The organism is Vibrio breoganii, assembly GCF_001677275.1.
Classification (GTDB): Bacteria; Pseudomonadota; Gammaproteobacteria; order Enterobacterales; family Vibrionaceae; genus Vibrio; species Vibrio breoganii.
In genome coordinates, this window is record NZ_CP016177.1 from 2,424,001 (window position 1) to 2,436,766 (window position 12,766).

Genomic DNA, 12,766 nt, shown 5'->3' on the forward strand with positions numbered 1-12,766 from the left:
TTACAGGTTTAACCTATCTTTTTATTTATCTAAGATATCTTCATTGTGAAAGTGTTCATTATGTTTTTTCGTATCACGTTTATTATATTCACCGAATGAGTTTAAGATCACAACATCGTATTGACTCAGTGTATGAGTTTGCACTCTACTGGTAGACTCATGCGACTTTGTTTTGACTCTATGGCTTATTGTTTTTATGGATAGGAAATATCGAATAAACTTGCTATTCAATGCAAATAAGGTTTATGACCGACAAGTAATTGAAGGCATTGGCGAATACTTACAAGCAACTCAGTGTGACTGGGATATTTTTCTTGAGGAAGACTTTACGACTCACTTGGAGAATGTTCAAGCTTGGCAAGGCGATGGCATCATTGCAGATTTTGACAATCCGGAGATAGAGCGCTTACTTTCAAACTCAAACATTCCTGTGGTCGGCGTGGGTGGCTCTTACCAGTCTGAAAATGATTACCCCGACGTCCCCTATGTGGCTACAGATAACCAAGCCTTAGTGGAAATGGCATTCCAACACCTAAAAGGCAAAGGGCTACAAAATTTTGCTTTTTATGGCATCCCTGATGCGCCTTGTCGCCGCTGGGCCAGCGAAAGAGAAAAGGCATTCAAAAACATCGTCGCTCGCGAGGGCTATGCTAGCGCAGTGTTTCGTGGCAATGAGACCTCATCAGGCAGTTGGCAATATGATATGAACCGCCTTGCTGATTGGCTACAAAGGCTTCCAACCCCCACAGGGATTATTGCAGTAACAGACTCAAGAGCTAGACATCTGTTGCAGGTATGCAGCCATTTAAACATCATGGTCCCTGACAAAGTTGCTGTGATTGGCATCGACAATGAAGAGGTAACTCGATACCTCACAAGAGTATCCCTGAGCTCTGTGGCTCAAGGTAGTAAGGAAATGGGTTATCGCGCGGCTAAGATGCTCCACAACATCTTAGATACCCAAGCTAACTCTGAAAATGCAGCCTTAGTTCCTACAGCAAGACCTAGAGTCATGATTCCACCATCAATGGTGTATGAGCGTCAAAGCACTGACTACCAGGCCTTAAACGATCCTTATGTGATTCAGGCGATGCACTTTATTCGTCACAATGCCTGCAAAGGAATCAAGGTCGATCAGGTACTCAGCTATGTGGGTATCTCTCGTTCAAACATGGAAGTGCGATTTAAAGAGGCCAGAGGACACTCTATCCATCAAGAGATTCATAACTCAAAATTGAAGAGAGCTTGCAACCTACTCACCAGCACCTCACTCTCGATCAATGATATCGCAGAGGTCTGTGGCTACCCATCGTTACAATACATGTATACGGTATTTAAAAAGAACTTTGAAATGACACCTAAAGACTTTAGAGAAAAGTCAGCTTAGAGAAGTAAAAACTCTTTCATATTAAAAAGCCCCGTTATAAATACGGGGCTTTATTAATTAAAGCTCTGTTTGGGGGTGAGCTTATTATAAATAATCAATCAGTAATTATTATATCAATCAATTTAAATAGTAATACCTAGGCGATTGATTGAAATTACTGTTATTAGCAACTTAATTATGCAATCTGGTTTATGTGATAAACATCTAAAAACTGATAAGGCTTGCTCAATAATCCATCACAAATAATTCGAGAAACGTTTTTCAGTTCCTGAATGAGACTTGTCGCACAAATAACAAATACATGAATTTTAGTACTAAAAATCGTAATTGAAGGAATGAGATAAAAAGTAAATTATGACTATCGAAGCCTGTTACTCATTTTGGATATTACGATTATGACCGAATTCTTTAAAAACATTAATAAAATTAAATTTGAAGGCACCGAGTCTTCAAACCCTCTTGCTTTCCGCCACTACGACGCCGACAAAATGGTACTGGGCAAAAGCATGAAAGAGCACCTGCGCTTTGCTGCATGCTACTGGCACAACTTCTGCTGGGCTGGCTCTGACGTATTTGGCGCTGGCACTTACGACCGTCCGTGGCTAAAAAGCAACGACCCAATGGAAGTGGCTCGCATGAAAGCCGACCACGCCTTCGATTTCTTCTCAAAGCTAACCGTGCCTTACTACTGTTTCCACGACACCGATGTGGCTCCTGAAGGCAACTCTATCAAAGAGTACATCAACAACTTCCAAACTATGGTTGACGTACTAGAGCAGAAACAAGCCGAAACCGGCACCAAACTACTTTGGGGTACAGCCAACGCCTTCTCTAATCCTCGCTACATGTCAGGTGCAGGCACTAACCCTGACCCGAAAGTGTTTGCGTATGCGGCAACTCAAATTTTCAACGCTATGGGCGCAACTAAGCGTCTAGGTGGTGAGAACTACGTGCTTTGGGGTGGCCGTGAAGGCTACGAAACACTGCTTAACACTGACCTTCGCCAAGAGCGCGAGCAATTAGGCCGCCTAATGCAGATGGTGGTTGAGCACAAACACAAGATTGGCTTTAACGGCACTATCTTGATTGAGCCAAAGCCACAAGAGCCGACTAAGCACCAATACGACTACGATACAGCGACTGTATATGGCTTCTTGAAGCAATACGGCCTAGAAGATGAAATCAAGGTCAACATCGAAGCAAACCACGCTACTCTTGCAGGGCACAGCTTCCACCATGAGGTGGCAACTGCGACCTCTCTAGGTCTATTCGGCTCTATTGATGCAAACCGTGGTGATGCTCAGCTAGGTTGGGATACTGACCAGTTCCCTAACAGCGTTGAAGAAAACACATTAGTGATGTACGAAATCCTGAAAGCAGGTGGCTTTACCACTGGTGGCTTTAACTTTGATGCCCGCCTTCGTCGCCCATCTATCGACGCTGAAGACCTATTCCACGGCCATATCGGCGGCATGGATGTGATGGCGAAATCTCTAGAAAATGCAGCCGCAATGCTAGAAAACGACGTGCTAGGTAAGCTGACTTCTGAGCGCTACGCAGGCTGGAATGACGACCTAGGTAAGAAAATCCTAAGCGGTGAAATGAACCTTGAACAAGTGGCTAAGTTTGCTCAAGAGAAAAACATTGCACCTAAGATGGTATCGGGTCGTCAAGAGCACCTAGAAAACATCGTTAACAACTTTATTTTTAAATAACAAAGCGATACGTTAACCAATCGAGCCCGAGCACCATATACATTAAGGTTCTCGGGCTTTTTAATAAACAAATTCGCAGTGAACTACAAGAATAAGAAATGACAATGACACATGTAATCCAAAACCCAATACTTAAAGGCTTTAACCCCGATCCTTCCATAGTTCGAGTGGGCGATGATTATTACATTGCCACTTCAACGTTCGAGTGGTTTCCTGGCATTCAGATCCACCATTCTAAAGACCTAGTCAACTGGCGTCTCGCCGGGCATGTTCTTACTCGCACCTCACAACTAGACATGAAAGGCATGGATAACTCTGAAGGTGTCTACGCCCCTACTCTTACTTATGCTGACGGTAAGTTCTGGGTTTGTTTTTCCAACGTACACTCATGTCGAGGTGGCAACTGGATGGCAACCCCTTGCTTTGTTGTGACCGCAGAGGACATCGAAGGTCCATGGAGTGAGCCAGTTTCCATAGGAAACTATGGCTTTGATCCTTCACTGTTTCATGATGACGACGGCAAGAAATACATGGTCAATATGGTGTGGGATGGTAGACAAAAAACCAATTTCTTTGGTGGCATTGTAGTTCAAGAATTTGACGTCGATACACAGTCTCTGGTTGGAAAGCCGCACAATGTGTTCAAAGGCACCCAACTTGGCTGTACCGAAGGGCCACAGATCCTCAAGAAAGACGGCTACTACTACCTAATTACTGCAGAAGGTGGCACTGATCGTAATCATGCTGTCACTGTATGTCGTTCTAAGAATATATTGGGGCCTTATGAGGTTCATCCTGAAAACCCAATCCTAACTACGCGCTTTCAAGAAAATGCGCCTCTTGAGCGTGCTGGACACGGCTTCTTTGTTGAGACCCAAAATGGTGAGTGGTATTTAAGCCATCTATGTAGCAGACGCATTCCAAATCCAGAGGGCTATCAATTTATACCCGATTATGACAATGGCTACTCGATTCTTGGGCGTGAATCGGCGATTCAAAAAGCGCACTGGCAAGAGGGTTGGCCTTATGTCACTTCAGGTCGTATACCTGCCCTCGAAGTAGAGGCTCCAGATCTTCAGCCTCATCCTTGGCCAAGTAAACCAAGTCGTGACAACTTCGAATCCACAACCCTTGCAGTTGATTATCAAACACTAAGAGAGCCCGCTGACGAGTCTTGGTTGTCTCTAACCGAGCGCCCAGGGTATTTGAGACTAAAGGGCCGCCACTATCTCTCGTCAAGGTACGATCAAAGCATACTGGCTCGCCGCTTTCAGGCTTTCTATTGCACCGTAGAAACTAAGCTAGAGTTTGCACCTGAAACGCCTTATGAGATGGCCGGCTTGTGCGCCTACTACTCGCGCAATGGCCACTATTTCTTAAAGATGAGCGCCGATGATGAAGGAAACAGACTGCTACAAATAGTTGGAAATATAAACGATGTCTACGGGGAGTATTCTGAGGAGGTGTTTATTGGTGATACCGACGCTGTCTTTATGCGTCTCGAGCTCGATTGCCAGTGGTATCGCTTTAGTTATTCATTAGACGGACAGACTTGGCAACAGATAGGCCCTTCTCTAAACAGTACGCCACTGTCCGATGAAGGTGGCCCAGATATCTTCCGTTTCACCGGCAGTTTTGCAGCGTTATTTGCTGCTGATATTCGCGGACAAAAGCGAGCTGCTGACTTTGAGTATTTCGACTACATCGAACATCAAGACAAGCAATAAAACCCAACAAAAAGCGCATTGCCCAATCAGGTAGTGTGCTGTTAAAAGATTAAATGACTATTTGAGTGAGAATATTATGAATGACACGACAGCAACAGCAAGCGAACTGAGTGATGCAGAGAAGGTAACGGCACGCGATCTTGAGCGTGCTAGCTCACTAAAGCCGATCTCTTCGCCTTTGGTTACCCACATGTATACAGCGGATCCCTCCGCGCATGTTTTTAATGGCAAGATCTACATCTATCCTTCTCATGATATCGAAACGGATCAGCCTCTAAACGACAACGGTGATCACTTTGATATGCGTGATTACCATGTCATCTCTCTTGACCAACCTTTTGGCAAGGCAACAGATCACGGCAATGCACTAGACGTTAAAGACGTGAAATGGGCAGAGCGTCAAATGTGGGCGCCAGATGCCGCTGAGAAAGACGGTAAATATTACCTGTATTTCCCTGCTAAAAATGCCGAGGGCATCTTTCATATAGGCGTGGCAGTCGCAGACCAACCAGAAGGTCCTTTTACCCCAGAAGAAACTCACATCCAAGGTACCTACAGTATTGATCCTGCGGTATTCCAAGATGAGGATAACCAATACTACCTTTACATTGGTGGCCTATGGGGCGGTCAACTGCAAAATTGGCGTGATAACCAATATGGTGAAGAGATATTCCCACAAGATCACGAACTAGCCCTTTTACCAAAAGTGGCCAAACTCGCAGACAACATGGTTGATCTTGCAGAAACACCTCGTGACATCGAGATCCTTGATGAGAATGGAGACCTGCTTCTAGCAGGAGATACCGACCGTCGTTACTTTGAGGGCCCATGGCTACACAAACACAACGATACTTACTACTTCTCATACTCTACCGGTGATACCCATAAAATAGTGTATGCCACCAGCGAGTCACCGTATGGTCCGTTTACTTATCAAGGCGTTATTTTAGAACCAGTTTTAGGCTGGACAACTCACCACTCAATTGCTGAGTTTGAAGGTAAGTGGTACTTGTTCTACCATGACAGCACCTTATCCGGAGGTCAGACACACCTTCGCAATATCAAGATGACAGAGCTGATTCATAACGAAGATGGCAGTATTCAAACCATTACTCCTTATCTCGATATCTAAAATTAAGACACCAATTCCCCTTCAAGCGCACACCAAAACGGTGTGCGTTTTTTATGGTTTCTGTTAATTATCTAGGCACAAAAAAAGAGGTGACCTAAGCCACCTCTATTTCAATTTACTCAATAATCTAACGCAAGGTTATCCTAGTTAACTCCTCACCAAGATAAGACATATTGCTCCCCGGTACTGGGTAAAGTTGATAGTTACGTCCCTCTCCGTCGTTGTCTGACAGGGCAATATTCCACTGAATGCTTTCGCCATCTTTTAGCTCTGAATCAAGTTCAATAGCAAACATTAACTGTGTGCCCTCCTCGTTCCATTGCGCTTCATAGCCAAGTGCATAGTTGGTCGGCTCAAAACCTTTCCCAACCACAGTTCTAAACTGCGTCATATCCTTGTCGCCCTGCTGAACAAACACCTCAACGTTATCGTTTTCATAGCTTTGTTCAGCGCCAGTAAAGGTCACATCATCTTGTCTTTCTACAACACCGTACAACCATTTACCGTGAACACCAACCTGCCACGAGCCCGATACATCCGTATCATCAAAGCTCATATCCCTCTGATTTAGCTGATTAAAAGCAAACGAGTAACGATAGGCATTTTCCCAAACAGCATCATCAGAACTGCTTGGTGCCTTGCTTAATTGACTCATAGAAAACGTCGGTGGTGTAGAGATTGGATTCGGTGACACAACAGCATTCTGTCCATTCATGAACAGCTCGCCAAACTCTTCTCCCTGCCAACCCACGTTGTTACCCGTCAGCGGATAAAGCTGAGCTTTGCGGTTGCCATCGTCTGTATCGTTATCATTATCCGATAGCGCAATATTAAAGCCTAACGTCTCACCCACTAAGTCTTCAAAACCGTCAAATTCAATGACAAAATCAAACACCTTACCGTCGTCACTCCAAGTTCCAGAGGCTTTTCCAGGGAAACCTAACGGAGCAAAGTCTTGGCCTACGATTGAACGGAACTGCCAGTATTGTTCACCAAGTCGAATGAACACCTCAACATTGTCATTCTCATGCACAAGGCTATGGTTGGTCACCGTTGTCTCGTCTGAGCGAATCACTTGGCCTATGAGTTTGTTCTTGTAGTAACCCACGCCCCATTTGCCGCTCACCGTCTCTGAGTTAGGCAGTCTTTGGTCTTTGCCATTAAGTTGGTTGTAAACAAATGGGTAATAAACCACAGCTTCAGCATTTAATGATTCTGACGACAAAGGCTTAGCATTGAATGGGCTGACATGGCGTTTTGCATTACTTAGGTCGGTAATGGGTTCATAGCCAAAGTTTCCGGTTACCGCATCCACCAATACATCTTGCACCGCCAAATAGGCCGGTTTTGCGCGGTAGTCTTTATCCAGCATCAAGGCTCTGCCGTAACCCTCAAACCAAGACGGCACCCAAGAGTATTTGTCACTTAATCCCCAGGTGGTATACATGTCCACTTCAGGATAATAGGCCGCAAGCTTCATTAACGTCTCATAATGCTTTGCTTGGTCATTGAGCCCCGCCTGACCTTCACTGTCTCGCATACGCACATCTATCTCAGTGAAGTGCGTATCCAGTCCAATCTCAGAGAATCGTTCAATATTGCGGGCGATAGACGCCTCACCAATAGGGTATTCACTCATCAGGTGTAACTGCGTACCTACGCCATGGATTGGCACACCTTTATCTAGCAAGGCCTTTAAGTGACGATACACGGCATTGGATTTAGGCCCCATGGCTTCTGTGGAGTAATCGTTATAAAACAGCACAGCATCGGGATCCGCTTCATGCGCCCATCGAAAAGCCATCTCGATATATTCTTCACCTAATACTTGATACCACAGTGTTTCTCTAAAGGTGCCGTTGTCATTAAAGGCTTCGTTGACCACATCCCAGTAAGCTACCCGACCTTTATAATGGCCGACCACTGTCTTAATGTGCTGCTCTAGAACCTCACTCAGCTCTTCTTTAGTCCATTTGGTTTCTTCTAGCCATTTAGGGTTTTGGATGTGCCAAACGAGGGCGTGTCCTTTGACGACCATGTCATGCTCTTCAGCAAACTCAACGAGTTGGTCTGCTTTACTAAAATCGAACTGACCACGCTCGGGCTGAACATAGCTAAACTTCATCTCATTCTCTGGCGTGATTTGCGAAAAGTCGCGGATCAATACCTGACGAAATAGAGGGTCTTCTAAGTGTCGAGTCTCTACCGCAGCACCTATCGCAAGGTTGATTTGATCAGCCAGAGATTTAAGAGGCATACCCGGAAGTTCGCCCGGTTTAGCCATAGCGGGTGTGGTTTCTTGAGTGGGCTGATTGGATTGTTCGGCGGAGCAAGCTGAGAGTAATGCGAGACAGAGCGAAGGGAAAAGTAACTTTCTCATCTTTATTTCCTTTTCTAGATGCAATTACACAACTGGATGCCTTAGTAGCATCCAGTATGTGGTTGTCATCAAATAGTGAGTAGGTGAAGGTTTATCCTTTAACAGCACCAGAGGTAAGTCCGTCGATGAGTCGACGTGATGCCAGTATAAATAGAATAAGTAGTGGCAATACTGCGATGGCAGCACCGATAGAGACGGCGCCCCAAGGCACTTGTCCCGTTCCCTGCAGGGCACGAAGAGCCAGCGGCACTGTAAACATCTTCATGTCGTTCATTACCACCAAAGGTCCCATGAAGTTGTTCCATGTTCCGATAAAGGTAATCAAACCTAAAGTACCGAATGCAGGCGTAATTAGAGGCACGATAACTCGGTAGTAGATCTTAAACTCACCACAGCCATCCATTCGCGCCGCTTCAACCAGCTCTTTAGGAATAGAGCTTGCAATGAACTGTCGCATCATGAAGATCCCCATCGCTCCACAAGCCGCAGGGATGATCAGTGCCTTAGGATCGTTCATCCAACCGATAGTAGACATGATCATTGCCGTTGGGATCATTCCTAGGAATGGAGGTAGCAACATGGTCGCCATAATGCCAACAAAAAGCGCGTTCTTGAACTTAAAGTCAAACATAGCGAAGGCGTAGCCAGCCAGTGAACAGAACAATAGGTTCAAGAAGGTCACCACAATGGCAACATATAAACTCAAGCCAAGGTTGTGCCAAAAGTAAGGTAGAAACTCCAATAAGGTATTAAAGTTTTCTACTAAGTAATCACCCAACCCAATCGGTGGCGGTACAGACAAGATGCCCGCATTCGAATGAGAGGAGAATATAAACATGAAGTAGAACGGAGCAATCATGATTACTGCTCCAACGGCTACAAAACCGTAGGCAATGAGCTTATCTTTTTCTATTACTTTTCTCATTGGTTGTTCCCACCTAAAAGCTTGTTATTTATTAGCGTCAATCCGGCAATAATCATGAATAGAATCCAAGAGATTGCTGACGCTGTACCAAAGTCACTTTCAACGAATGCTGTGATGTACATGTGCATCGCGGCTGTCTTACCCGCTTGCTCTAAGCCACCAGTACCGCCAGTGATGATGAAGGGTTCTTCAAACAACTGCAGGTTACCGATGATGGTGAGTGTTACTGCAAAGAAGGCCATCGGTTTTAGCATTGGCAAGGTGATATGCAGGAACTGCTGATAACGGTTCGCACCATCGATGATGGCTGCTTCATAGATATCTTTTGGAATAGTCTGCAGTGCTGACAAGTACAACACGGTGTTCCAGCCAACAAATCGCCAGAAGACCACAAATGAGATCATATCTTTGGTATAGGCAGGTTTAGCCCAATCAATGTTCTCTGTAGGGAATAGCCACGACAGAACCTTGATATCAGCAATAGTGAAGTTACCCAGTGAGGTAAGCACCTGGTTGATCATGCCAAAATCACGCGAGAATAAGGTAGTGAATACCAAAGAGATCGCGACCGTAGACGTAATGTAAGGAACAAAGTAAATACCAATCACGGTATTTCGCATTCTCATAAAGCTAGTATGAATGAAAAATGCTAACGGCAGAGCAACAGCGTGTTGCGGAATACCCGACTTAAGGGCAATAACAAAGGTGTTATATATTGAGGTTTGGAACCATTCATCTTGTAGGGCGAATGTATAGTTCTCAATACCTACCCACTCCATTGCAGCGAGACCCGCTGCAGGCTCCCAATAATGGAATGACAAATACAAAGAAAATAAAAGTGGAAATAATCCGAAGATGCCAAATATTACGAAGAATGGCAGCACAAAAATATAAGGGGCAACTTTGTTGCCTTTGCGCAGCCAAAAACGACTCTTTTGTGGCGAAGTAGGACTGGTAGCTAATAAAGAACTCATAATCTTATCCCAACTAAAAAACAGCGGGTTAGGGTCATTGCCCTAACCCGGGCGTTACTTAACGACGACGTGCACGACGTTTGATTTGCTTCTCAGCATTCGCTAGTACCTGATCGATATCAGCGTCTTTTTCTAGCACTTGCTCAAGTGCATCATTGATAACTTGGCGAGCGACTTCGTCATAGCGGTCAGCAACACGTGCTGGTACTTTCTCTGATGCGGCACGCCAAACTAAGCGAGCTTGTTGTCCACCTAGGTAAGGCACTTCTTCGTTGAAGAACTCAGCTGAATGAACTGATTGCAGTGCAGGGAATGCGTTGATCTCTACGAAACCTAGCATTTGTACTTCAGGGTTCGTTGCCATGAACTCGATGAACTTCCATGCCGCTTCTTTGTTTTTCGCTTTCTTAGGGATGCCGTAGAAAGATCCACCCCAGCTTGCATATGCCTCAGCAGGAAGTTGAGCCGTACGCCACTTACCTACTTCTTCAGGAGCAATCCAGTCTTGTAAGTGACCGCCTAACCAAGCACCCATCATTTGCGATGCAATCGTTCCGCGACGCAGACCTTCTGTCCACTCATTTGACCAAGCACCTACTTCAGCATCAATGCCAGCATCACGCGCTTTTTTCGCTAAACGGAAGGCTTCTTTAAAGCGTGGAGAGTTAACCAAGATGTTATGTTCACTATCGAAGTAAACACCCTCGCCATCTTTTAAATTGGCACGAATGTAAATGTCTTTGATATCAACCGCATTTGCTAGCAAGTAGCTGCCTGTTGTCTCCTTAACCTTGATACCAGCCTCAATGAATGAGTCCCAATCCTTAGTCAGTTCTTCTTCAGTCACACCCGCTTTATCAAGTATGTCTTTACGATAGAACGTCGCACCAGGACCGATGTCAGCCGGGACACCAGACAATACGCCTTTTGAGTTTGTGCCTTGAGCTACAGCATAAGGTACAAGCTGATCGGTAAATTGAGTGGCGTTGTATGGTGCTGCACCTAGGTCTTCTAAGCCGCCCCCTTCAATGAATCGACCAACATAGCCATACTCAATGCCCATCACGTCAGGCACATTGGCACCAGTCGCAAGCGCTGTTGTCATCGCATTATGGTGATCGCCGTAAGCTAGAGTGACGACTTTGACCTTAATGTCTGGGTATTGCTTCTCAAATAAAGGAACTGCAGCTTCTGCTACCTGGTTAAAGTTGGGAAAAGAGGCAACGCTAAGCTCCACAGTCTCTGCCTGAGCATAGCCAGCAACGGCGGATGCTATCGCAAGAGACATTACCTTGAGATTTAACTTTTTCATTATTCTTCCTTTTTATAGTAGGGTAATGCTTTGATTTTCATCGAAATAGTGAACATTTCGAGAGTCAAAATACACGTTAATACGATCGTCTAGATCTTCTTCTTGGTATGGGGTTTCGATGGTGATTCGCTTTGAACCAAGCAAACCATTCACATGAATAACGGAGCCCAAGACTTCATGCCCAATAACATCGACCTTGGCAGAACAGCGGTGAGTCGCATCGACATCGTTCTCAGTTAAGGTGAAGTCCTGTGGACGAATACCAATGGACTCAACCGTATTGATATCGATGGAATGCGGCAGGCAACTGACGAAGTCTTGTTCAGTAGAAGGCATGATGTTGATTTCAGGACTACCGATGAATTTGGCGACAAACTTAGTGCGAGGCTTTTCGAATATCTCTTTTGGCGTTCCCACCTGTTCAATAACACCGTTATTCAGAATCACAATTCGATCCGCTAGCGTCATCGCTTCAACTTGGTCATGGGTAACGTAGATAACCGTGGTTTGAACACGCTTGTGTAAGGCTTTTATTTCTTTGCGCATTGCTCCGCGCAGCTTCGCATCCAAGTTAGATAGGGGTTCATCAAATAGGAATACCTCGGGGGTACGAACCATTGCACGTCCCATCGCGACACGCTGTCTTTGACCACCCGATAGATCTTTAGGCTTTCTATCAAGTAGAGGCGTCAGCTCCAAAACCTCTGCCACTTCAGCAACCATCTCTTTACGCTTAATCTTATCCACCTTCATGTTCTCTAGCGCAAAGCCGATATTTTGTTCTACTGTCATATGCGGGTAGAGAGCATAGCTTTGAAATACCATTGCGATATTTCGCTCAATTGGGTGCAGGTCGTTTACAAGTAGGTCATCAATGTAGATTTCGCCGTCACTGATGTCTTCTAGGCCCGCTAGCATTCTTAAGGTGGTGGATTTACCGCAGCCAGAAGGTCCTAACAGAACCACAAACTCACCATGTTTTATGTCTAGGTCAACGCCTTTTACTACTTCCGTATCGCCGTAGGATTTTTTTAAGTTGTTAAATTTTACAGATGCCATTTACATCACCTAAGAGTAATAAACCTTCAAAATTTTCTGTCATTCATACTGTGAAATAATAAGCTCATCAGCAATTGTGAAATTTCATATCAAATTTATTCTTTTTATTTGTCAGCGAGGTTTATCTCAATAATTAGCTATTGCTCACATTTATA

Annotated in this window: 9 protein-coding genes; 4 read left to right on the top strand and 5 right to left on the bottom strand. The window is 44.9% G+C overall.

Features of this window, described 5'->3' with window-relative positions:
- Positions 1-196: 196 nt before the first annotated feature.
- From A6E01_RS11230 to A6E01_RS11245, 4 genes are all read left to right on the top strand, one after another.
- Positions 197-1,387, top strand: a complete 1,191-nt coding sequence (locus A6E01_RS11230) for a XylR family transcriptional regulator (RefSeq protein WP_038132521.1) — start codon at positions 197-199, stop codon at positions 1,385-1,387.
- A 395-nt stretch (positions 1,388-1,782) separates the two neighbouring features.
- Positions 1,783-3,102: a xylose isomerase gene (gene xylA, locus A6E01_RS11235; protein ID WP_065210238.1), complete on the top strand. Its 1,320-nt coding sequence runs from the start codon at positions 1,783-1,785 to the stop codon at positions 3,100-3,102.
- A 104-nt stretch (positions 3,103-3,206) separates the two neighbouring features.
- Entirely contained in the window at positions 3,207-4,829 is a 1,623-nt protein-coding gene (locus A6E01_RS11240) for a glycoside hydrolase family 43 protein (RefSeq protein ID WP_065210239.1), read from the top strand.
- Between the two features lie 76 nt (positions 4,830-4,905).
- Entirely contained in the window at positions 4,906-5,961 is a 1,056-nt protein-coding gene (locus tag A6E01_RS11245) for a glycoside hydrolase family 43 protein (RefSeq protein WP_065210240.1), read from the top strand.
- A gap of 127 nt (positions 5,962-6,088) precedes the next feature.
- Here A6E01_RS11245 and A6E01_RS11250 read toward each other — a convergent pair whose 3' ends face one another.
- The 5 genes from A6E01_RS11250 to A6E01_RS11270 all read right to left on the bottom strand — a co-directional run bounded on the left by A6E01_RS11250 (position 6,089) and on the right by A6E01_RS11270 (position 12,611).
- A complete protein-coding gene (locus A6E01_RS11250) occupies positions 6,089-8,341 on the bottom strand; it encodes an endo-1,4-beta-xylanase (RefSeq protein WP_065210241.1) in 2,253 nt (750 codons plus the stop codon).
- 91 nt (positions 8,342-8,432) lie between these two features.
- Entirely contained in the window at positions 8,433-9,266 is an 834-nt protein-coding gene (locus tag A6E01_RS11255) for a carbohydrate ABC transporter permease (RefSeq protein WP_017026786.1), read from the bottom strand.
- Positions 9,263-10,240, bottom strand: coding sequence for a carbohydrate ABC transporter permease (locus A6E01_RS11260; protein WP_017026785.1), 978 nt, complete (start codon positions 10,238-10,240; stop codon positions 9,263-9,265). Before A6E01_RS11260 ends, A6E01_RS11255 begins: the two co-directional genes overlap by 4 nt.
- 58 nt (positions 10,241-10,298) lie before the next feature.
- A complete protein-coding gene (locus A6E01_RS11265) occupies positions 10,299-11,552 on the bottom strand; it encodes an ABC transporter substrate-binding protein (RefSeq protein WP_065210242.1) in 1,254 nt (417 codons plus the stop codon).
- A 12-nt stretch (positions 11,553-11,564) separates the two neighbouring features.
- Entirely contained in the window at positions 11,565-12,611 is a 1,047-nt protein-coding gene (locus A6E01_RS11270; protein WP_017026783.1) for an ABC transporter ATP-binding protein, read from the bottom strand.
- Between the last annotated feature and the right edge of the window lie 155 nt (positions 12,612-12,766).

What these genes read in the sequence shown, in the direction of transcription:
- A6E01_RS11270 (WP_017026783.1), bottom strand. Translation starts at nt 12,611, where the DNA reads ATGGCATCTGTAAAATTTAACAACTTAAAAAAATCCTACGGCGATACG.
- A6E01_RS11260 (WP_017026785.1), bottom strand. Translation starts at nt 10,240, where the DNA reads ATGAGTTCTTTATTAGCTACCAGTCCTACTTCGCCACAAAAGAGTCGT.
- A6E01_RS11265 (WP_065210242.1), bottom strand. Translation starts at nt 11,552, where the DNA reads ATGAAAAAGTTAAATCTCAAGGTAATGTCTCTTGCGATAGCATCCGCC.
- A6E01_RS11240 (WP_065210239.1), top strand. Translation starts at nt 3,207, where the DNA reads ATGACACATGTAATCCAAAACCCAATACTTAAAGGCTTTAACCCCGAT.
- A6E01_RS11250 (WP_065210241.1), bottom strand. Translation starts at nt 8,341, where the DNA reads ATGAGAAAGTTACTTTTCCCTTCGCTCTGTCTCGCATTACTCTCAGCT.
- A6E01_RS11245 (WP_065210240.1), top strand. Translation starts at nt 4,906, where the DNA reads ATGAATGACACGACAGCAACAGCAAGCGAACTGAGTGATGCAGAGAAG.
- xylA (WP_065210238.1), top strand. Translation starts at nt 1,783, where the DNA reads ATGACCGAATTCTTTAAAAACATTAATAAAATTAAATTTGAAGGCACC.
- A6E01_RS11255 (WP_017026786.1), bottom strand. Translation starts at nt 9,266, where the DNA reads ATGAGAAAAGTAATAGAAAAAGATAAGCTCATTGCCTACGGTTTTGTA.
- A6E01_RS11230 (WP_038132521.1), top strand. Translation starts at nt 197, where the DNA reads ATGGATAGGAAATATCGAATAAACTTGCTATTCAATGCAAATAAGGTT.